Raw genomic sequence first — 20106 nt, forward strand, 5'->3', positions numbered from 1 at the left:
AGGGGAGTTGGGGTCCCGTCCTGGACGGGCTGCGCAGTAAAATGGCACATGTCACATGGCTTGAACAGTCCTGCGGACGCAGAAATCCCGCCCGATCGGGGGATCGGGCGGGATCTCAGGGGTTCCGGTCGCTGCCGGAGGCCTCAGTTCAGCGGCTTCGCGAAGCAGCGGCTGAGCTCGCTGTGGCGGTAGTGGCCGAACTTGGTGCAGGGCTCGTAGCCGCTGGAGGTGTAGAGGGCGATGGCCTCGGGCTGCTCGGTGCCCGTCTCCAGGACCATGCGGACGCGGCCGGCGGCGCGGGCGTCGGATTCCAGGGCCGCGAGGATGCGGCGGGCCAGACCGAGACCGCGTGCCTCGGGTATCACGTACATGCGCTTCAGCTCGGCGTCGCCGTCCGCGTAGCCCTCGTCGTTCTCGTCCTGGGTGCGCCAGCCGCCCGTGGCGACCGGCCGGCCCTCGGGGTCGTACGCGAGGAGGTAGAGGCCGCGGGGCGGCACGAACATTCCGGCGTCCAGCGGTGTGGCGTCGCCCTCGTCGCCGTAGCGGGCGGCGTACTCCGCCTGGACCGCGTCGTTGAGTTTGACGGCGTCGGGGTGGTCATAAGGCGTGGGCTGGATGTTCATGCGATGGATCGTACTTCTATGCGATGGCCATTGTCTGTATTCTCCCGGGATGCTCACTGTCACGACCGCGAATGTCAACGGACTCCGTGCCGCCGCCAAGAAGGGCTTCGTCGAGTGGCTGGCCGGCACCTCCGCCGATGCCGTCTGCCTCCAGGAGGTCCGCGCCGAGGAGGCGCAGCTGCCCGAGGAGGTGCGCAGCCCCGAGGGCTGGTTCACCGTCCACGCCCCCGCCGCCGCCAAGGGGCGCGCGGGTGTGTCGCTCTACACCCGGCGCGAGCCCGACGCCGTCCGGATCGGGTTCGGGTCCGCCGAGTTCGATTCCAGCGGCCGCTACGTCGAGGCCGACCTGCCCGGCGTGACCGTCGCCAGCCTCTACCTGCCCTCCGGCGAGGTCGGCACCGAGCGCCAGGACGAGAAGTACCGGTTCCTGGGCGAGTTCCTGCCGTACCTCAAGGAGCTCAGGACCCGCGCCGCCGCCGACGGCCGCGAGGTCGTCGTCTGCGGCGACTGGAACATCGCCCACCGCGAGGCCGACCTCAAGAACTGGAAGTCCAACAAGAAGAACGCCGGCTTCCTGCCCGAGGAGCGGGAGTGGCTCTCCCGCGTCCTCGACGAGGCGGACGGGGGCTACGTGGACGTCGTGCGCGCCCTGCACCCCGAGCAGGAGGGGCCCTACTCCTGGTGGTCCTACCGCGGGCGCGCCTTCGACAACGACAGCGGCTGGCGCATCGACTACCAGATGGCCACCCCCGGACTCGCCGCCAAGGCCGTCAAGGCCTATGTCGAGCGGGCCGCCACGCACGGGGAGCGGTGGAGCGATCACGCGCCCGTCACCGCCGTCTACGAGGTCTAGTACGGTGCTGTGCCATTGACGGCACCGGGTGGGGGCATCGTTGAGCGCGCGCATTCTCATCGCCGAGGACGACGAAAAACAGTCACGGCTGATTCGGATCTATCTGGAACGGGAGGGGAATTCCGTCCAGGTCGTCGCGGACGGACGCGCCGCACTGGAGCGTGTGCGTTCCGTACGGCCCGATCTCGTCGTTCTCGATGTGATGCTGCCCTTCGTCGACGGGCTCGACGTGTGCCGCATTCTCCGCTCCGAGGGATCCGACGTACCGATCCTGCTGCTCACCGCCCGCAGCACCGAGGAGGACATGCTCCTCGGCCTCGACCTCGGCGCCGACGACTACCTCACCAAGCCGTACAGCCCCCGTGAGCTCACCGCCCGGGTCCGCGCCCTGCTCCGCCGGTCCCGGGCGACCGGCGCCGCCGCCCGCGACGAGCTCCTTACCGTCGGCGCGGTCGAGCTCGACACCGCCCGCTTCGAGGTCCGGGTCGCCGGCCGGCCGGTCGCCCTCACCTCGAAGGAGTTCTCCCTCCTGGAGGTCCTGGCCCGCGAGCCGGGCCGGGTCTTCACCCGCGCGCAGCTCATCGAGCGGGTCTTCGGCTTCGACAGCGACGTCCTGGAGCGCACGGTCGACGTCCACGTCCGCAACCTCCGGCTGAAGATGGAGGACGATCCCGGCCGGCCCCGCCGACTGGAGACCGTGTACGGGCGGGGATACCGGCTCTCCGACTTCTCCGACGGAGCCTCATGAGCTTCCGGCTGCGGGTCTTCTCGCTCGTCCTGCTCGTCGCCGTGGCCGCCAGCGGCGCCACCGCCTGGCTGACCCTGCGGCAGCTCACCGGACAGGTCCGCGAGTCCGCCGCCGCCGACCGCCAGTCCATCGCCGCCATCACCGAGGAGCTGCGCGCCTACGGAGCCGGCCACGGCACCTGGGAGGGCGTCGCCGCCACCGTCCGCACCCTCGCCGAGGAGACCGGGCAGCGCATCCGGATCAGCACCGACCGGCAGGGCCAGCTCGCCGACTCCGACACCCTCCTCGGCCGCGACCCGCGCCCCGGCAGCACCGCCCCCGCGCTGCTCGTCGACCCGAGGCCCCAGCTGGACTTCCCCCAGGTCTGGGAAGCCGGCTCGATGCGCAAGGTGACGCCCTCCGTCATCAAGCGGTACGGCGACAACGTCACCTACGCGGCCTGCCTGACCCGGCTCGGACAGCAGGTCACCGTCCTGCCCGGCAAGTTCGGCATGCCGCTCTACCGGGGCGGCGGGAACACCCCGGCCGGCACGCCCTGCGCCGACTCCGGCTCCGACAGCCCGCGCCGGGCCGACATCACCGCGGCCGAGGCCTGCCGCGCCCCGGGGCACGCCGAAGCGCTCGCCTGTCTGCGCCGGGTCTTCACCGAACGCACCGCCGCCCTCGGCCCGCAGCCGCTGACCGTGCGGCTCGGCGCCGTCGACGACGCCGGACAGACCCTGGCCGCGGGCCCCACCGCGCTCGTCGCCGCCGGGGTCGCCGCCGCCGTGCTCGCCTGCGCGCTGCTCCTCGGCCGGGCCGTCCTGCGCCCCGTACGCGCCCTCACGGCGGCCTCCCGGGGGCTCGGCGGGGGCGACCTCGGGCGCAGGGTGCCCGCCTCCGGCAAGGACGAGATCGCGGAGCTCGGCCGCTCCTTCAACCGGATGGCCGGCTCCCTCCAGGGCAGCGAGGAGCGGCAGCGCCGGCTCGTCGGGGACATCGCCCACGAGCTGCGCACCCCCCTCGCGAACCTGCGCGGCTATCTGGAGGCCCTCCGCGACGGCGTCCTGGAGGCCGACGCCGAGCTGCTCGACTCGCTCCACGAGGAGGTGCTGCTCCAGCAGCGGATCGTGGACGACCTCCAGGACCTGGCGCTGGCCGAGGCGGGCGCCCTCACGTACCACCGCAGGCCGCTGGACGCGCGGGAGCTGGTCGAGGCCTGCCGGACCGCGCACAGCGCCCGGGCCGCGGCGGCCGGGGTCGCCCTGGAGGTGGCGGGCGCCGCCCCCGGCACCGTACGGCTGCACGGGGACCCGGACCGGCTGCGCCAGGCCCTCGGGAACCTCGTCGGCAACGCGGTGCGGCACACGCCCCCCGGGGGCCGTGTGCGGCTCGCACTGGACGAGCGGGACGAGCGGGTGCGGATCGCGGTCGCGGACACCGGCAGCGGCATCCCGGCCGCCGATCTGCCGTACCTCTTCGACCGCTTCTGGCGGGCGGACGCGGCCCGCGGGCGGGCCACCGGCGGCAGTGGGCTCGGTCTCTCGATCGCCCGGCAGATCGTGGCGGACCACCACGGGGCCGTCGAGGTGACGTCCGAGGTGGGCGTGGGGTCCGTGTTCACGGTGGTGCTGCCGGCCCCGCGGGGCGGGGCCGGCGGCGGGGTGCGGGATCAACAGGGAACGTTGGACCCGTAGCCGTTCAGCAAGCTGTCCTTGATCCAGCCGGAGATGCCGGTGGTGTTGTCGCGGACGTGCGACCACGTGCCGTCCTGGCCGGCCACCCAGCAGTGCAGGGTGAGGCCGTGGCTCGCCTGCGCCTGGCCGAGCGCGACGCACTCGGTCGTGGGGCCGCTGCGGATGTTCACGTAGTCCGTGTTCGTGCCGCCGGCCCGGCCGTCCCTGTTGGACCAGCCGGGGCTGGAGCAGGCGGCGGCACCGTCCGGGGCGGCCACGGCCGCCGTCGTGGGCAGGACCAGGCCGCCGGTGGCCGCGACGGCGCCGAGGGCCACCGCGGCGAGCTTCGTCCGAAGACGCATCGATCTCTCCTGAACTCGTGGTCGTTCCGTCCGGCGGTGTGCCGGACGGGCGGGTTCGTTCGAGTGCGGGGAAAGAATTGCCCGGAGGAGGGAAATCGTTCAACGGGCGGACAGGGCGTCGGCTTCTTTTCGGTGGTGGATATCCGGCGGGGGTGGCGCGGGTATTTCGGGAGTAATGCGGGCGCCGGACGGAGGGGCTTCGGAATTCCGGTCCCCGGGCCCGTGGAGCCCGTGACGGGGGTGTGGGGAGCCGGTCATTCGCTTCCGGTCCGCCGGAATTCCGGGATCCGGGCCCCGGGGGAATCGGGGGGAAGCAGCGGGAAACGACGGGAAGCGGCCAACCCGGCCCGGGGCGGCGCCCGACCGAGGTTGGCCGCTTCCGGCGGGGCGCGCGGGCCGTGCGGGCGGTGCGCGACGTGGCCCGGCTCGCCAGGTGTCGGCCCCTTCCGGCGGGCCGTGCTGCCTCACGTGCCGGACAGCGCCACCGTCGGGGCCAGTCGGCTCGCTCGTACCGCCGGATAGAGGCCCGCGATCATCCCGATCACCAGCGTCGCCCCCACCCCGGCCGCCGTCGCCCACGCCGGGACGACCGTCGGCCAGCCCCGGCTCACCGCGTACGCGGCCGTGATCACCGTCCCCAGGACGGTCCCGCCTAGACCGCCGATCACCGACAGGAGCAGGGACTCCGTGACGAACTGCGTGCGGATCTGGCCCCGGGTGGCGCCGAGCGCCCGGCGCAGCCCGATCTCGGGGCGCCGTTCGAGGACGGAGATCACCATCGTGTTCCCGACGCCGACCCCGCCGACGAGCAGCGCGACCCCGCCGAGGCCGAGGAGCAGACCGGTCAGCGTCGACTCGGTGGCCTCGCGGGCCGCGAGCGCGTCCGAGGGCCGGGAGACCCGCACCTCCGCGGGCTTCGCCGGGTTCGCCGTGGCCGGCAGCACCGCCCGTACCGCCGCGACGGCACGGTCCTCGGCGCGGACGTAGACCGTCGACGGATGGCCGTCGAACCGCAGGTACGTCCGGGCCGCGGGCCCGCCGACGAGCGCCGCGCCGTCCAGCTCCGGGGCCAGCGGTACGGGGTCGAGGACGCCGACCAGGGAGAACCAGCGGCCGCCGATCCACAGCCGGGTCCCCGGGGTGTACACGTCGAGCCGCTGGGCGGCCGTCGCGCCGAGCACCACCGCCGGGTAGCGCTCGGTCGCCGCGTCCAGCCAGCGGCCCCGGCCCATCCGGCCGCCGACCGCCGGGAGCAGGCCCTCGTCCGCCGCCAGGACGGAGAGGGAGCCGGTGCGGCCGACCGCGATCCGCTCGTTGCGGTAGACCTTCGCGTCGATCGCGCCGGTGGCGGCGACCTCCCGGACCGGCGGGATGCGGTCGATCATGCGGGCCGCCTCGGCCGGGAGCTTCGTCTGCTGCCCGCCCAGGGTGGCGCCGGGCTCGACCCGCAGCAGGTTGGTGCCGAGCGCGTCGAGGCGGCGGTCCACCTCCGCCTGGCCCGAGCCGGAGATGCCGACCACCGCGATCATGGCGGCGACGCCGATCGCGATGCCGAGCGCGGAGAGGAACACCCGCAGCGGGCGGGTGCGCAGGCCGGTGCCGCCGAGCCGGACGACGTCGGCGGGGCGCAGCCGGGCCGGGCGGAGGGCGGTGCCTCGCCGCCCGGTGCCTCTTCCTCGCTGGGCGGGGATCATCCGTGGGCTCCGATCGCGGGAGAGCCGTCGGTTTCCGTGGAGGTGTCCGCGACCACCGTGCCGTCGCGCATCTCGATACGGCGGGGCAGCGCGGCTGCGATCTCCCGGTCGTGGGTGATGACGACGACGGTCGTGCCCGAGGCGTGCAGCTCCCGCAGCAGCGCCAGGACGGCCGCCCCCGACGCCGAGTCCAGGTTCCCCGTCGGCTCGTCCGCGAGCAGGACCGCGGGTCCGCCGACCACCGCCCGTGCCACGGCGACCCGCTGGCGCTCGCCGCCCGAGAGCTGGTGCGGCAGGTGGTGGACCCGGTGGCTCAGCCCGACCCGGTCCAGGGCCGCCGCCGCCCGCGCCCGGCGGCGGCGCAGCGGGATCCCCGCGTACAGCAGGCCGTCGGCGACCGAGTCCAGGACCGGGACGCCGACCGCCAGGTGGAACTGCTGGAAGACGAAGCCGATCCGGGTGGCCCGCAGTGCCGACACCTCCCGGTCCGTCAGCTCCGCCACGTCGTGGCCGTCGACCAGGACGTGGCCCGCCGAGGGCCGGTCGAGGCTGCCCATCAGGTTCAGCATGCTGGACTTGCCGGAGCCCGACGGGCCGACGATCGCGACGAGTTCGCCGCGCCGGACGCGCAGGCTCACGTCCCGGACCGCGGTCACCCCGCCGGGGTACGTCTTCGAGACCTCCCGGAACTCCACGACGGCGTTCACTGCGGGATCCTCACCTTCAGGCCCTCGCGCAGCGCCGGGCCGCTCACCTCGACCATGCCGTCGGCGAAGAGGCCCGTGCGGGCGGTGACGAAGCGGCCGTCCTCGGTCTCCAGGCCGTGTCCGCCCTCGGCGAGCGCCACCAGGGCCGCGACCGGGACGGTCAGGACGTTCTCGCGCTTCCTGCCCACGTACTCGACGGAGACCGGACCGCTCTCCAGGCGGCCCAGGGACCGCTGGTCGGCGAGGGTGATCGTGACCGGGACCGTGGGCGGGCCGCCGCCGCTCCCGCCGTCCCCCTCGGGTGCGGCCGCCTCCTTGCCGACCGAGGCGACCTCGCCCCGCACGGGGGTGCCGTCGGGCAGGCCGACGGTGACCTCGCTGCCGCGCACGGCCCAGGAGGCCTCCGTGGCGGAGGCGTTGACGACGACCTTGCGGGTCGTGCCGGTGTAGCCGAGGACGTTCTCGCCGGCCGCCGCGCCGAGGCGGACGCCCGCGTGGCCGAGGCGGATCCGGCCGGAGGCGTACACGACGTCGCCGAGGGCGATCCGGCCGGTCTCGGGCAGGCCCAGGGACTTCTGCCAGCGCTTGACGGCCCGTGCGGTGCCGGAGGTGAAGTTCTCGTCGACGGTGAAGCCGGTGTAGCCGAGGGCGGCGAGGTTGGACTCGAACTGGAGGACGTCCATGCCGCGGAGGGGCTGCGGGGGAGCGGCGGGAGGGGGCGTGTTCGCGTCCGTGGCGGTGTTCGTGCCCTTGCCGCCGGCCGCACCGCCGTCCGTGCGCCCGTCCGCACCGCCGTCCGTGCGCCCGTCCGCACCGCCGTCCGTGCGCCCGTCCGCGCCGCCGGTCCCGCCTCCCGTGTCCCCCGCCGCCGGAGGGGCCTCGGTGCCGGGCGTCATGCCCAGTTCGCGGTACATCGGAAGCGTCCCGTACAGCAGGACCACCGGCCGGTCGTCCACCCGGAGCAGGGTGTCCCCGCGCTCGGCGGTCGTGCCCGCCTCCGGGAGCCAGGTGACGGTGCCGGAGGCCTTGACCGGCAGAGGGATCTCCGCGCCGAAGCCCAACTGGCCCTCGACCTTGGTGCGTTCGACGAGGGTCTGCCGGCCGACCGCGACCGTGCCGCCCGCCCTCGGCGGGGCGGTGGGACCCTCGCCCCCGCCGCCGCCCAGGCCGAGCCGGCCGACGACGGCGACCGCCGCGACCACGACGCAGGCGGCGGCGACGAGGACGGTACGGCTCCGCCGGCGGCCCGGGGCGCGCGGGGGAGCCGTCCCCTCCTGCCGCGGCTCCACCTCCGCGCCGCCGGCCTCGTCCTCGTCCCTGTCCGTGAAGATTCCGCTCACCGTGCTCAGCCCTTGCCCGGGCCCTGCTCGACGGGGGTGCCGATGATCGGCGCGCAGGTGCGGGCGGCCTGCTTGGCGGCGGCGGTGCCGGAGTTCCACTGGACGTCCCCGTACACGTTGCCGTCGGGCTCGGGGTCGGGGAAGTCGGGGGCGCCGTTCTTCTGCATGCAGTCGGCGAAGTCGAACTGCTTCTTGATCTGTTCGGGGGTGAGCTTGGGGGCGAGCCTGCGCTCGATCTCGGCGGGGACGGGCGGGTTGAGGTCGCTGCACTTCTGCGAAGCCTCGATGAAGGTGGGGTTCTTCTTGAGGACCCTGGCGTCGCCGAGTTCGACCTGGCCGTTCGCGTCGGGGTCGGGGGCGTCCAGGCCGTTCTCGCGCAGGCACTTCACCCAGGCCCGCTTGGCCTCGACGTACGCGGCGGCCTCGTCCTTGCCGCCGCCGTTCCCGCTCCCCGTGGTGGCCTTGCCCGTACCGGCGGAGGAGGTGCCGTCGCCGGCCGTCGGGATCTTCCCCGCGCCGTCGTCCCCGCCGGCGCCGCAGCCGGTCAGCGCGAACGCGGTGACCGCCGCCGCGGCGGCCAGCAGTATCCGGTTCGTCCTCATCGGTTCTCCCGTTCCTCCCGTCGGGCCCGGCCGCGGGCGCGGTGGGCGGACCGACCGTAGGACGGGGGTCATGAAGAACTTTTGAAGAACCTGTCAGGCGATCATGAGGCCGTGTCCGGTGCGCCGGGGGCCTCGCGCAGCCGCCGGTCGAGTGCCATCGACAGTTCCGCCTCCACCACGCTCTTGGCGAGCGGGCGCAGCCGCCACAGGTCGTCGTCCTTGGCGTGGGTGCGCAGGAGTTCGGTGAAGAGTTCGGCGAGCGCGTCGGCGTGTTCGCGGACGCGGGCGCCGGCCTTGAGGACCTCGGCGAGCGGGACGCCCTCGCGGACCAGGGCGGCGGAGACGTCGAGCAGCCGGCGGCTGATGTGGATGATCTCCTCGCCGTCGGTGACGAGGTAGCCGAGGTCGAGCGCGGCGGCGAGGTTCTCGGCGGTGACCTCGCCGGCGAAGTGGTCGGCGAGCTCCTCGGGGGTGAGGCGGACCGGCTCCTCCTCGGAGGGGGCGGGCAGTGCGAGGACCTCGCGGACGTTGCGGCCGCTCTCGAAGGCGGTGGTGAGGTCGGCGATGCCGTTGAGGGTGTGGCCGCGCTCCAGGAGGGCGGCGATGGTGCGCAGCCGGGCCAGGTGGTTGTCGTCGTACCAGGCGATCCGGCCCTCGCGGCGGGGCGGGGGGATCAGGCCGCGCTCGCGGTAGAAGCGCAGGGTGCGCACGGTGATGCCGGCGGCGGAGGCCAGTTCCTCCATGCGGTACTCGCGCACGCCTGCCGCCGCGGTCTCGCGCGGGCCGTCCTGTGCGCCCGTCTCGGGACGTGATCCTTCTGCCACACCCGCCAGCCTATGTTGTACCGCCGGTAACTTTCCCTCGCCGTACCCCTACCGCTCGGTATGCAGCTGCTCTACAGTCCCGACTGTGCCAGTGATTGCTGGCGGAATCTTGGCCGGGCGCACGGGAGGCGGCATGGCGAAGCACGAGCACGTAAGGGTGGCGGTGATCGGGTCGGGATTCGGCGGCATCGGAGCCGCCGTCCGGCTCCGCCGCGAAGGGATCACCGACTTCGTCGTCCTGGAGCGGGCCGACTCCGTGGGCGGCGCCTGGCGTGACAACAGCTACCCCGGCTGCGCCTGCGACGTCCCCTCCCACCTCTACTCCTTCTCCTTCGCGCCCAACCCGGACTGGCCCAGGACCTTCTCCGGACAGCGCCACATCCGCGCCTACCTGGAGCACGTCACCGACACCTTCGGGATCCGGCCGCACCTGCGCCTGAACCACGAGATGCTCACGGCGCGCTGGGACGCGGAGACGCTGCGCTGGGAGATCGAGACCAGTGGCGGCACCTTCAGCGCCGAGGTCCTCGTCTCGGCCGCCGGGCCGCTCTCCGACCCGAAGATCCCGGACATCCCGGGCCTCGCCGACTTCCCCGGCAAGGTCTTCCACTCGGCGCAGTGGGACCACGACTACGACCTGCGCGGCAAGCGCGTCGCCATGGTCGGCACCGGCGCCTCCGCCATCCAGATCGTGCCCGAGATCCAGCGCGAGGTCGGCAGGCTCACCCTCTTCCAGCGCACGCCCCCGTGGGTCATGCCCCGCATGGACCGCGCGATCAGCGGCGCCGAGCGGTGGCTCCACCGCACGCTCCCGGCCACCGCGACCCTGCGCCGGGGCATCCTCTGGGGCATCCGCGAGCTCCAGGTCGGCGCCTTCACCAAGCACCCGAACGAACTCGGCCTCGTCGAGAAGCTCGCCAAGGCCAACATCGCCCGCTCCATCAAGGACCCGGAGCTGCGGGCCAGGCTGACGCCCTCGTACCGCATCGGCTGCAAGCGGATCCTGCTCTCCAACACGTACTACCCGGCGCTCGCCCAGCCGAATGTGGACGTCGTCGCCGCCGGGCTCCGCGAGGTCCGCGGCTCGACCGTGGTCGCCGCCGACGGCACCGAGACCGAGGTCGACGCGATCGTCTTCGGCACCGGCTTCCACGTCACCGACATCCCGATCGCCGAGCGCGTCGTCGGCGCCGAGGGGCACACCCTCGCCGAGTCCTGGAAGGACGGCGTCCAGGTGCTGCGCGGGGCCACCGCCGGCGGCTTCCCCAACCTCATGATGATCATCGGGCCGAACACCGGCCTCGGGAACTCCTCCATGATCCTCATGATCGAGTCCCAGCTGAACTACCTGGCCGACTACCTGCGCCAGCTCGACGTGCTCGGCGGCCGCACCGCCCTCGCCGTCCGCCCCTCCGCCGTCGGCGCCTGGAACCGCAAGGTCCAGGCCCGGATGGAGCGGACCGTGTGGAAGGCGGGCGGCTGCAACAGCTGGTACCTCGACGCCAGCGGCCGCAACACCACCCTGTGGCCGGGCACCACGGCCGAGTTCCGGCGCGAGACCCGGCAGGTCGACCTCTCCGAGTACGAGGTGATCCGCGCCCCCCGGCCGGCGCCCGCGCCCAAGAACCGCTCCGCCCGGAAGAAGGAGACCGCCAAGTGACCCTCCACAGCCTTCCCGCCCCCCGGGCGCTCACCGCCGTCTCCGCCGACGGCACCCCGATCCACGTCGAGGTGTACGGCCCCGAGGACGCGCCCGCCGTCGTCCTCTCCCACGGCTGGACCTGCTCGATCGCCTTCTGGACCGAGCAGATACGGTCCCTCGCCGCCGACCACCGGGTCATCGCCTACGACCAGCGCGGCCACGGCCGGTCCCCCGCGCCCGCCGCGAGCGGCGGCGCCGGCTACTCCACGACGGCGCTCGCCGACGACCTGGAGGCCGTGCTCGCCGCCACCCTCGGCCCCGGCGAGCGGGCCGTCCTCGCCGGTCACTCCATGGGCGGCATGACGATGATGGCCGCCGCCGCGCGGCCCGGCTTCCGGCAGCACGCCGCCGCCGTCCTGCTCTGCTCCACCGGGCCCTCGCGCCTCACCGCCGAGGCCACCGTCGTACCGCTCCGGCCCGGCGGGCTGCGCAGCCGGCTGACCGCGGCCGTCCTCGGCGCGAAGGCACCGCTCGGCCCGGTCAACGCCGTCTCGAAGAAGATCCTGAAGTACGCGACGATGGGACCGGGTTCGTCGCCGGACAAGGTGGAGGCCTGCGCGCGGATCGTGCACGCCTGCCCGCGCGGCGCCCGCCACGGCTGGTCGCAGGTCCTGGCGGGCCTCGATCTGGAAGCGGGCCTGCGGGAGCTGCGGCTGCCGGTGGCCGTGCTCGTCGGCACCGCCGACCGGCTCACCCCGGCCGTGCACTCCCATGTGATGGCGGAGGCGCTGCCGCACTGCACGGGCCTCGTCACGCTGGCGGGCATGGGCCACATGACACCGGTGGAGGCCCCCGAGGCCGTCACCGCGCAGATCCGCGAACTGACCCTCACGTACCTGGGCGTCAAGGAGAACGAGGAGGCAGGGGCATGAGCAGGGTGAGCCTGGAAGGACAGGTCGCGGTCGTCACCGGCGGGGCCCGCGGTGTCGGGGAGCTCCTCGCCCGCAAGCTCTCCGCGCGCGGCGCGAAGATCGCGCTGGTCGGCCTGGAGCCGGAGCAGCTGAAGGAGGTCGCCGGGCGGCTGCACACCGAGGCCGACTGGTGGCACGCCGACGTCACCGACCACGAGGCGATGGCCAAGGTCGCGGCCGAGGTGAAGGAACGGTTCGGGAAGGTCGACATCGTCGTCGCCAACGCCGGTGTCGCGGCGGGCGGCCCGTTCGTCGACTCCGACCCGGCCGCCTGGCGGCGGGTCATCGAGGTCAACCTGATCGGCGGGGCCGTGACCGGCCGGGCGTTCCTGCCGGTCCTCATGGAGTCCCGGGGGTACTTCCTCCAGATCGCCTCGCTCGCGGCCATCACCCCGGCCCCGATGATGACGGCGTACTGCGCCTCCAAGTCGGGCGTCGAGGCCTTCGCGCACAGCCTGCGCGCCGAGGTCGCGTACAAGGGCGTGAAGGTCGGCGTCGGCTATCTGTCCTGGACCGACACGGACATGGTGCGGGGCGCGGACCAGGACGACGTGATGAAGGAGCTGCGGCAGCGGCTGCCGTGGCCCTCGAACCGCACGTACCCCCTCGGCCCGGCCGTCGACCGGATCGTCGCGGGCATCGAGCGGCGCTCGGCCCATGTGTACGCGCAGTGGTGGCTGCGCGGCATGCAGTCGGTCCGCGGCTACCTGCCGAGCCTGATCGCCACGGTCGGGCAGCGCGAGATGCGGCGCTTCGAGCCGCGCCTGGGCTCGGTCTCCAAGGGCCTGGTGGGCGCGGGCGGCGCGGCGGACGAGCAGGCGCGGGCGGAGGGCGACTCCGTACGGTAGCGGTCCGTAACTGATCGAAATGCGTGGAATGTTCGCTCGTGCGAGTCTGGTCGAGGCCCGAGGGGCACATCGCCCCGGGCCCCCACACCCTTCTAGGAGTGAACTTCCATGGGTATGCAGGAGCAGATGAAGGACAAGGCCAAGCAGGCCGCGGAGAAGGCCAGGCAGGCCGCCGGCAAGGCGAAGGACGAGGCCTCCCAGCGCGCCTCCAAGGGCCGCGAGCGCGCCGACGACGAGACCCGCCGCGCCCAGCAGGAGGAGCAGGACCGCTTCGACATGGACTACGACGCCTGACGTCGGCCCGTCCTTGCCGAAGGCGCACCCGGAACACCCGGGTGCGCCTTCGCGCGTGCCCGGATCCGGATGCCGTTCCGTAACTCCCGCGCGCCCGCGGCCGGATCTCCGTACGGTGATCACCATGGCCGTACTTGAGCGACTCCGTCTCGACCACGCACCCGCGCTGCTCGCCTTCGAGCGGGAGAACCGGGACTACTTCGCCGCCCGCGTGCCCGACCGGGGGGACGCGTACTTCGCCGAGTTCGACGCCCGGCACCGGGAGCTGATCGAGGCACAGGAGGCGGGCGAGGTCCACTTCCATGTGCTCGTCACCGAGGGCGGGGAGATCGTCGGGCGGGTCAACCTCGTCGACGTGGACGCCGCCGCGGGCAGCGCCGAGCTCGGCTACCGGCTCGCCGAGAAGGCGACCGGGCGGGGCCTCGCCACCCGCGGGGTGCGGGAGGTGTGCCGGCTGGCCGTCGGGGAGTACGGGCTCAGCCGGCTGACCGCCCTCGTGACGCTGGGCAACGACGCGTCGAGCGCCGTGCTCGCCCGGGCCGGGTTCGGGGCCGTGGGCGGGGTGACGCTCGACGACGGGGAGCTGTGCATCGCGTACGAGCTGGACCTCGCCCTCGCCGGCTAGGAGCCGGGCCTCGGGGGCAGTTTCGGGCGGGAGCGGTCCGGGAGGAGTTCGTAGGCCGGGGGGCTCGCCGCCGGGGTCTCGGCGAGGAGTTCGAGGGCCACGTGGACCGCGTCGTCGAGCTGGGCGTGCCGGCCCTCGGCCCAGTCGAGGGGGGTGCGCAGGACCGCGATGTCGGGCTCGACGCCGTGGTTCTCCAGGGACCAGCCGTACTCGGGGAACCAGGCCGCGTTCATCGGGACGGTGATCTGGGTGCCGTCGCCGAGCCGGTGACGTCCGGTCATGCCGACGACCCCGCCCCAGGTGCGCTGTCCGACGACCGGGCCGAGGCCGAGGAGCTTGAACGCGGCGGTGATCATGTCGCCGTCGGAGGAGGTGGCCTCGTCGGCGAGGGCGACGACGGGGCCGCGCGGGGCGTTGGAGGCGTACGAGACGGGCTGGGCGTTCCTCGTGAGGTCCCAGCCGAGGATCTTGCGGGTGAGCTTCTCGATGACGAGTTCGCTGATGTTGCCGCCGGCGTTGCCGCGCACGTCGACGATGAGGGCGGGCCGGGAGACCTCCATGCGCAGGTCGCGGTTGAACTGGGCCCAGCCGGAGCCGCCCATGTCAGGGATGTGGAGGTAGCCGCAGCGGCCGCCGCTGACCTCCCGTACCACCGCACGGCGTTTGGCGACCCAGTCCTGGTAGCGCAGGGGCCGCTCGTCGACGAGCGGGACGACGGCGACGCGGCGGGCGCGGCCCTCGCCCTCGGCGGGGGTGAAGGTGAGCTCGACGGTGGTGCCGCCGGTGCCGGAGAGCAGCGGGTACGGGCCGGTGACCGGGTCGACGGGCCGGCCGTCGACGTGGGTGAGGACGGCGCCCTCGCGGATGCCGGTGCCGGCGAGCGGGGAGCGGGCCTTGGAGTCGGAGGACTCGCCGGGGAGGATGCGTTTGACCGTCCAGCCGGCTTCCCGGGGCACGAGGTTGGCGCCGAGCAGTCCCATCGGCCGCTGGTAGTGCGGCGGTCCCTCGTTGCGGCGGGCGGGTGTGACGTACGCGTGGGAGGTGCCGAGCTCGCCCATGACCTCGCGGAGCAGGTCGGCGAACTCGTCGGGGGACGCGACCCGTTCGACGAGGGGCCGGTACTGGTCGAGGACGGCCGTCCAGTCGACCCCGCCGAGCTCCGGTTCCCAGAAGTAGGCGCGGACGATCCGGCCGGCCTCGTCGAAGGCCTGCCGCCATTCGGCGCCGGGGTCGATCTCGTGCAGGATGCGCCGCAGGTCCAGATAGACGGTGGAGTCGCCGTCCCCGGACTCGGTGGCGGGCACGGCCCGCAGCTCGCCCTCGTCGGCGACGACGAGCCGGGTGCCGTCGCCGCTGACGGAGAACCAGTCGAGGTCCTTGGCGAGTTCGCTCTTGCGGGCCTTGGTGATGGAGAAGTGCTCCAGGGTGGGCTTGCCGGAGGTGTCGGCGGGGTTGGCGAAGGTCTCGCCGAGGGCGCCCGAGATGGGCCAGCGCAGCCAGACGAGGCCGCCGCCGCTGACCGGGTGCAGGGCCGAGTACTTGGAGGCGGCGACCGGGAAGGGGGTGACCCGGTCGGGGAGCCCCTCGATCTCGACGGTGACGGTGCCGTCGGCGTTCTCGGTGTCGTCGTCGGCGGGGTCGAGGCCGCCGGCGGCCGGGCGTCCGTCGGGGAGCAGCGCGAAGGGGGAGGGCGTGGCGGAGGAGAGCGGGACGAGGTAGGGGCGGCAGCCGAGCGGGAAGGACAGGTCGCCGGTGTGCACGTCGTACACCGGGTCGAAGCCGCGCCAGGAGAGGAAGGCGAGGTAGCGGCCGTCGCGGGTGAAGACGGGGTTCTCGTCCTCGAAGCGGCCGTTGGTGACGTCGACGACGGTGCGGGCGCCGGGGCCTGAGATCCGGGCCATCTTGATGGAGCGCAGGGAGCGGCCGATGCCGGGGTGGGACCAGGTGAGCCAGTCGCCGTCGGGGGAGAAGGCGAGGTCGCGGACGGGTCCGTTGACGGACCGGATCAGCTCCGTCACCTCGCCGTTGGAGTCCTCCGTGGCGTCGAGGAGGAGGAGCCGGCCGTCGTGGGAGGCGATGGCGAGCCGCTCGCCGTCCGGGTCGGAGACGAGCTCCTCGACCCGGCCGAGGTCGCCCGAGGCGAGCCTGCGGGGCGGCCGGTCGCCGCTGGCGCGCGGCAGGTAGGCGACCTCGACGGCGTCCTCGCCCTCGGCGTCGGTGACGTACGCGACCTGGCCGCCGCTGCCGAGCATCTCGGGCAGCCGGACGCGGACGCCGGGGGTGTCGATGATGGTGCGGGCGGGGCCGTCGCGGTGCGTCAGCCAGTACAGGCTGCCGCGTACGGAGACGGCGGAGGCCCGGCCGGTCTCGTCGACGGAGACCGCGTCGACGTGGTGGGCGGCGGGCACCTGGTAGTGGCGCCGGCCGACGCGCTGCCCGCCGAGCCGCACCTCCAGCTTGCGGGGGCGGGAGTCGGCGGTGAGGGCGTCGACGGTCCACAGCTCGCCCGCGCACTGGTAGACGACCCGGTGGCCGTCGCTGGAGGCGTGCCGGGCGTAGAAGTCGTCGTGGTCGGTGTGGCGGCGCAGGTCGGTGCCGTCGGGCAGGCAGGAGTAGAGGTTGCCGACGCCCTCGTGGTCGGAGAGGAAGGCGATCCGGCCGCCGACGGGCATGGGGGCGTCGATGTGGCCGCCGAGGTCGGGCAGGAGCCGTTCGCCGTGGAGCCAGAGGCGGCCGGTGGCGCCGCCGAGGTACCGCTTCCAGGCGGCCGGCTCGTGCGGCGGCTTCCCGGTGAGCAGCAGGGTGCGGCGCTCGCCGTCGTGTCCGGTGATCGCGGGGTCGTCGGTGACGCTTATGTCGGAGACGGGCCCCCAGGGCATGCGGAGGCCGGGGGAGCCGTCGGTGGGGACGGTGTACGCCCAGGAGTAGTACGAGAAGGGCTGCCCGTGCGAGGAGACGGCGAGGATGTCGGAGCGGCCGTCCTTGTCGGGGGGCGTCCAGCCGCAGACCCGGGTGTCGGTGGAGCCCCAGTAGGTGAGCCGCCGGGCGGCGCCGCCGTCGATGGGGACGAGATGGATCTCGGGGTCGAGGCTGCGCCAGTTCGTGTACGCGATGTGCCGCCCGTCCGGCGAGAAGCGCGGGTGTCCGACCCGCGTCCGGTCGACGGTGAGGCGCCAGGCCCGGCCGGGGCGGTGGCCCTCGGGGACGAGCGGGGCGAGCCACAGATCGTCCTCGGCGGCGAAGCACAGCAGGTCGTCGTGGAGATGCGGAAAACGGAGATACGCGACGTCGTCACTCACCCGTTCATGCTTTCCGCGCGGAGGGGGTGAGGCAACTCGTACGTGTATGCGGGCGTCCTTGTGAATGCGTGCACGATGTGGTCCAGGACACGTACGAAACGGTTTCGTTTCGCTGAGGGGGTGGGTATCGTCGTGGTGTACGAAACCGTTTCGTTCGGATCGGAGACCGGCCATGGCTCGCAGCAGACTCACTCCCGAGCGGGAGTCCGAGCTGTACGCGGCCGTGCTCGACCTCCTCCGCGAGGTCGGCTACGACGCCCTCACCATGGACGCCGTCGCCGCCCGCACCCACTCCAGCAAGGCCACCCTCTACCGCCAGTGGGGGAGCAAGCCCGAGCTGGTCGCACGGGCACTGCGTCACAACAAGCCGGTCGACATCACCGAGATCGACACCGGCTCGCTGCGGGGCGACATCGAGGAGATGGTCGCCCACACCGACGACTGCCAGATGGACAAGGACACCGCGCTGATGCGGGGTCTCGCCCATGCCGCCCACACCAACCCCGCACTGCACCAAGCGCTGCGCGAGCTGCTCGTCGAACCCGAGATGAACGGCCTCGACGAGGTGCTGCGCCGAGCGGTCCGCAGGGGCGAGATCCCCGCCGACAACCCGGCGCTGAAGTTCGTCCCGCACATGCTGATCGGTGCGTTCATCGCCCGCCCGCTGATCGACGATCAGCCGGTCGACCGCGCCTTCCTCAGCGCGTATTTCGACGCCGTGGTGCTCCCCTCACTCGGCGCCTGATCCACCCGAAGCTCCACCTCTCCACCTGACGACGAACCGCTCACGCCGTCGGGCCGGCTCCCCATGCCCTGTCCCGCCCCACACTGGGAGTACGCCCCCGTGGCCACGTTCCTCTACAAGTTGGGCCGCACCGCCTTCCGGCGCCGACGGCTCGTCGCCCTCCTCTGGGTGGCGCTCCTCGCGATCGCCGGCATCGGTGCCGCCACCGCGCCCACCGCCACCTCCAGCTCCTTCTCGATCCCCGGCACCGAGGCCCAGCGCGCCTTCGACCTGCTCGAAGAGCGCTTCCCGGGCGCCGGAGCCGACGGGGCCACCGCCCGCGTCGTCTTCAAGGCCCCCCAGGGCCAGAAGATGACCGACCCGGCGCACAAGGCCGTCGTCGAGGACACCGTCGCCGCGCTGAAGTCCGGCTCGGACCAGATCGTCCAGGTCACCGACCCGTACACCGCGCACGCCGTCTCGCAGGACGGCTCCACCGCCTACGTCTCGGTCTCCTACAAGGTCAACGCCATGGAGCTGACCGACGAGACCCGCGAGGCCCTCAAGGACACCGGCCACGACGCGCAGGGCAAGGGGCTGACCGTCGAGATCGGCGGCGACGCGCTCCAGACCATGCCCGAGCAGGGCGCGAGCGAGGCCATCGGCATCGTCCTCGCCGGCATCGTGCTCGTCCTCACCTTCGGCTCGCTCGTCGCGGCCGGGCTGCCGCTGCTCACCGCGGTCATCGGCGTCGGCATCGGCGTCTCGTCGATCACCGCGCTCGCGAACGTCCTGGACCTCGGCACCACCACCTCCACGCTCGCGTCGATGATCGGCCTCGCCGTCGGCATCGACTACGCCCTCTTCATCGTCTCCCGCTACCGCGCGGAGCTCGCCGAGGGCCGTGAGAGGGAGGACGCCGCCGGGCGCGCGGTCGGCACGGCCGGCTCCGCCGTCGTCTTCGCCGGACTCACCGTCGTCATCGCCCTGGTCGGCCTGGCCGTCGTCAACATCCCGATGCTGACGAAGATGGGCTTCGCCGCCGCCGGCACGGTCGTGATCGCCGTACTGATCGCGCTCACCCTCATCCCGGCCCTGCTCGGCTTCGCCGGGAACAAGGTCGTCGGCCGCAAGCAGCGCAAGGGCACCGCCAAGCCGAGCGACAAGCCCAACGGCGGCACCCGCTGGGCCCGCTTCGTCATCCGCCGCCCGCTGATGGTGCTGATCGTCGGCGTCCTCGGCCTCGGCGCGATCGCCGTGCCCGCCGCCTCCCTGGAGATGGGCCTCCCGGACGACGGCGTGAAGCCGACCTCCACCTCCGAGCGCCGGGCGTACGACGCGCTGTCCGACGGCTTCGGCCCCGGCTTCAACGGCCCGCTGCTCGTCGTCGTGGACGGCGACAAGGCGACCGCCGACAAGACGGTCTCCGCGATCAAGGGCCTCGACGGCTGGGCGGCGGTCACCCCGCCGACCCCGAACAAGGCCGGCGACGCCGCGATGATCACCGTGGTCCCGAAGGACCGGCCGTCCTCGACCGCCACCGAGGGCCTGGTCCACGACATCCGCGACGCCACGGGCGACAACGTCCTGGTCACCGGCGCCACCGCGATGAACATCGACTTCTCGCAGAAGATGAACGACGCGCTCGTGCCGTACCTGGCACTGGTCGTCGGCCTCGCCTTCGTCCTCCTGACCCTGGTCTTCCGCTCGGTCCTCGTCCCGCTGAAGGCGGCCCTCGGCTTCCTGCTCTCGGTGGTCGCGGCCCTCGGCGCGGTCGTCGCGGTCTTCCAGTGGGGCTGGCTCGGCAGCCTCTTCGGGGTCGAGCAGACCGGCCCGATCATGTCGATGATGCCGATCTTCATGGTGGGTGTCGTCTTCGGCCTGGCGATGGACTACGAGGTCTTCCTCGTCACCCGGATGCGCGAGGCGTACGTGCACGGCGAGCGTCCCGGCGAGGCGATCGTGACCGGCTTCCGGCACAGCGCCCGGGTGGTCACCGCCGCGGCGGTGATCATGATCGCGGTCTTCTCCGGCTTCATCGGCATGGACGACCAGATGGTGAAGATGATCGGCTTCGGCCTCGCGGCGGCGGTCCTCTTCGACGCCTTCGTGGTCCGCATGGCGATCGTCCCGGCCGTCCTCGCCCTGCTCGGCCACAAGGCCTGGTGGCTGCCGAAGTGGCTGGACCGGATCCTGCCGAACGTGGACGTCGAGGGCGAGGGCCTCGCGAAGCCCACGGCCGATCAGGCGGACGCGAAGCCGGACCTCGTGAAGGTCTGAGCTTCCCGCCGCTGA

18 protein-coding genes are annotated in these 20106 nt (G+C 73.2%); 10 read left to right on the forward strand and 8 right to left on the reverse strand.

Annotation, left to right across the window (positions count from 1 at the left end; translation table 11 throughout):
- Positions 1-143: 143 nt before the first annotated feature.
- The gene (locus ACWGN5_RS24975; protein ID WP_453518920.1) at positions 144-623 is read right to left on the reverse strand and encodes a GNAT family N-acetyltransferase; all 480 of its coding nucleotides are present in this window, start codon (positions 621-623) and stop codon (positions 144-146) included.
- 49 nt (positions 624-672) lie between these two features.
- Between ACWGN5_RS24975 and ACWGN5_RS24980 the strand changes: the two genes are divergently transcribed.
- The 3 genes from ACWGN5_RS24980 to ACWGN5_RS24990 are packed head-to-tail and all read left to right on the forward strand — an operon-like array spanning position 673 to position 3900.
- Positions 673-1476 carry an exodeoxyribonuclease III gene (locus tag ACWGN5_RS24980; protein ID WP_453518923.1) on the forward strand — a complete coding sequence of 268 codons (804 nt, stop codon included), beginning with the start codon at positions 673-675 and terminating at the stop codon, positions 1474-1476.
- A gap of 40 nt (positions 1477-1516) precedes the next feature.
- Positions 1517-2224: a response regulator transcription factor gene (locus tag ACWGN5_RS24985; protein WP_453518925.1), complete on the forward strand. Its 708-nt coding sequence runs from the start codon at positions 1517-1519 to the stop codon at positions 2222-2224.
- Entirely contained in the window at positions 2221-3900 is a 1680-nt protein-coding gene (locus ACWGN5_RS24990) for a HAMP domain-containing sensor histidine kinase (RefSeq protein WP_453518928.1), read from the forward strand. The genes ACWGN5_RS24985 and ACWGN5_RS24990 overlap by 4 nt, the downstream gene beginning before the upstream one ends.
- Here the strand turns inward: ACWGN5_RS24990 and ACWGN5_RS24995 are convergent.
- From ACWGN5_RS24995 to ACWGN5_RS25020, 6 genes are all read right to left on the reverse strand, one after another.
- Positions 3876-4241, reverse strand: coding sequence for a hypothetical protein (locus tag ACWGN5_RS24995; RefSeq protein ID WP_453518929.1), 366 nt, complete (start codon positions 4239-4241; stop codon positions 3876-3878). The two genes, ACWGN5_RS24990 and ACWGN5_RS24995, sit on opposite strands and share 25 nt — an antisense overlap.
- A gap of 464 nt (positions 4242-4705) precedes the next feature.
- Positions 4706-5935 (reverse strand): ABC transporter permease, encoded by a 1230-nt coding sequence (locus ACWGN5_RS25000; RefSeq protein ID WP_453518931.1) that lies wholly within the window; start codon positions 5933-5935, stop codon positions 4706-4708.
- A complete protein-coding gene (locus ACWGN5_RS25005) occupies positions 5932-6642 on the reverse strand; it encodes an ABC transporter ATP-binding protein (RefSeq protein WP_453518933.1) in 711 nt (236 codons plus the stop codon). Before ACWGN5_RS25005 ends, ACWGN5_RS25000 begins: the two co-directional genes overlap by 4 nt.
- Positions 6639-7982, reverse strand: a complete 1344-nt coding sequence (locus tag ACWGN5_RS25010; RefSeq protein WP_453518935.1) for a peptidoglycan-binding protein — start codon at positions 7980-7982, stop codon at positions 6639-6641. The genes ACWGN5_RS25005 and ACWGN5_RS25010 overlap by 4 nt, the downstream gene beginning before the upstream one ends.
- Before the next feature lie 5 nt (positions 7983-7987).
- On the reverse strand, positions 7988-8584 hold the full coding sequence (locus tag ACWGN5_RS25015; protein ID WP_453518938.1) for a hypothetical protein: 597 nt from the start codon (positions 8582-8584) through the stop codon (positions 7988-7990).
- Positions 8585-8685: 101 nt separating this feature from the next.
- Positions 8686-9327, reverse strand: a complete 642-nt coding sequence (locus tag ACWGN5_RS25020) for a MerR family transcriptional regulator (RefSeq protein WP_453519035.1) — start codon at positions 9325-9327, stop codon at positions 8686-8688.
- Between the two features lie 214 nt (positions 9328-9541).
- Here ACWGN5_RS25020 and ACWGN5_RS25025 point away from each other — a divergent pair, with 214 nt between their 5' ends.
- The 5 genes from ACWGN5_RS25025 (at position 9542) to ACWGN5_RS25045 (ending at position 13788) form a co-directional block, all read left to right on the forward strand.
- Entirely contained in the window at positions 9542-11068 is a 1527-nt protein-coding gene (locus ACWGN5_RS25025; protein WP_453518941.1) for a flavin-containing monooxygenase, read from the forward strand.
- Positions 11065-11982: an alpha/beta fold hydrolase gene (locus tag ACWGN5_RS25030; protein WP_453518943.1), complete on the forward strand. Its 918-nt coding sequence runs from the start codon at positions 11065-11067 to the stop codon at positions 11980-11982. The genes ACWGN5_RS25025 and ACWGN5_RS25030 overlap by 4 nt, the downstream gene beginning before the upstream one ends.
- A complete protein-coding gene (locus tag ACWGN5_RS25035) occupies positions 11979-12869 on the forward strand; it encodes an SDR family oxidoreductase (RefSeq protein WP_453518946.1) in 891 nt (296 codons plus the stop codon). Before ACWGN5_RS25030 ends, ACWGN5_RS25035 begins: the two co-directional genes overlap by 4 nt.
- Before the next feature lie 108 nt (positions 12870-12977).
- The gene (locus ACWGN5_RS25040) at positions 12978-13163 is read left to right on the forward strand and encodes a hypothetical protein (protein WP_453518948.1); all 186 of its coding nucleotides are present in this window, start codon (positions 12978-12980) and stop codon (positions 13161-13163) included.
- A 124-nt stretch (positions 13164-13287) separates the two neighbouring features.
- Positions 13288-13788: a GNAT family N-acetyltransferase gene (locus tag ACWGN5_RS25045; protein WP_453518949.1), complete on the forward strand. Its 501-nt coding sequence runs from the start codon at positions 13288-13290 to the stop codon at positions 13786-13788.
- Here the strand turns inward: ACWGN5_RS25045 and ACWGN5_RS25050 are convergent.
- Entirely contained in the window at positions 13785-17087 is a 3303-nt protein-coding gene (locus tag ACWGN5_RS25050) for a S41 family peptidase (protein ID WP_453518951.1), read from the reverse strand. The two genes, ACWGN5_RS25045 and ACWGN5_RS25050, sit on opposite strands and share 4 nt — an antisense overlap.
- A gap of 172 nt (positions 17088-17259) precedes the next feature.
- Between ACWGN5_RS25050 and ACWGN5_RS25055 the strand changes: the two genes are divergently transcribed.
- Together ACWGN5_RS25055 and ACWGN5_RS25060 are read left to right on the forward strand one after the other, a co-directional pair.
- Positions 17260-17832, forward strand: coding sequence for a TetR/AcrR family transcriptional regulator (locus ACWGN5_RS25055; protein ID WP_453518954.1), 573 nt, complete (start codon positions 17260-17262; stop codon positions 17830-17832).
- A gap of 99 nt (positions 17833-17931) precedes the next feature.
- Complete coding sequence (locus ACWGN5_RS25060; protein ID WP_453518956.1) at positions 17932-20091, forward strand: MMPL family transporter; 2160 nt, start codon at positions 17932-17934, stop codon at positions 20089-20091.
- Positions 20092-20106: the final 15 nt, after the last annotated feature.

The sequence above is a fragment of the Streptomyces sp. NPDC055815 genome (genome assembly GCF_053616475.1).

Coding starts and splice junctions, on each gene's coding strand:
- ACWGN5_RS25025 (WP_453518941.1), top strand. CDS start 9,542: ATGGCGAAGCACGAGCACGTAAGGGTGGCGGTGATCGGGTCGGGATTC.
- ACWGN5_RS25040 (WP_453518948.1), top strand. CDS start 12,978: ATGGGTATGCAGGAGCAGATGAAGGACAAGGCCAAGCAGGCCGCGGAG.
- ACWGN5_RS24980 (WP_453518923.1), top strand. CDS start 673: ATGCTCACTGTCACGACCGCGAATGTCAACGGACTCCGTGCCGCCGCC.
- ACWGN5_RS25000 (WP_453518931.1), bottom strand. CDS start 5,935: ATGATCCCCGCCCAGCGAGGAAGAGGCACCGGGCGGCGAGGCACCGCC.
- ACWGN5_RS25045 (WP_453518949.1), top strand. CDS start 13,288: ATGGCCGTACTTGAGCGACTCCGTCTCGACCACGCACCCGCGCTGCTC.
- ACWGN5_RS25020 (WP_453519035.1), bottom strand. CDS start 9,327: ATGGAGGAACTGGCCTCCGCCGCCGGCATCACCGTGCGCACCCTGCGC.
- ACWGN5_RS25055 (WP_453518954.1), top strand. CDS start 17,260: ATGGCTCGCAGCAGACTCACTCCCGAGCGGGAGTCCGAGCTGTACGCG.
- ACWGN5_RS24990 (WP_453518928.1), top strand. CDS start 2,221: ATGAGCTTCCGGCTGCGGGTCTTCTCGCTCGTCCTGCTCGTCGCCGTG.
- ACWGN5_RS24975 (WP_453518920.1), bottom strand. CDS start 623: ATGAACATCCAGCCCACGCCTTATGACCACCCCGACGCCGTCAAACTC.
- ACWGN5_RS24995 (WP_453518929.1), bottom strand. CDS start 4,241: ATGCGTCTTCGGACGAAGCTCGCCGCGGTGGCCCTCGGCGCCGTCGCG.
- ACWGN5_RS25035 (WP_453518946.1), top strand. CDS start 11,979: ATGAGCAGGGTGAGCCTGGAAGGACAGGTCGCGGTCGTCACCGGCGGG.
- ACWGN5_RS25015 (WP_453518938.1), bottom strand. CDS start 8,584: ATGAGGACGAACCGGATACTGCTGGCCGCCGCGGCGGCGGTCACCGCG.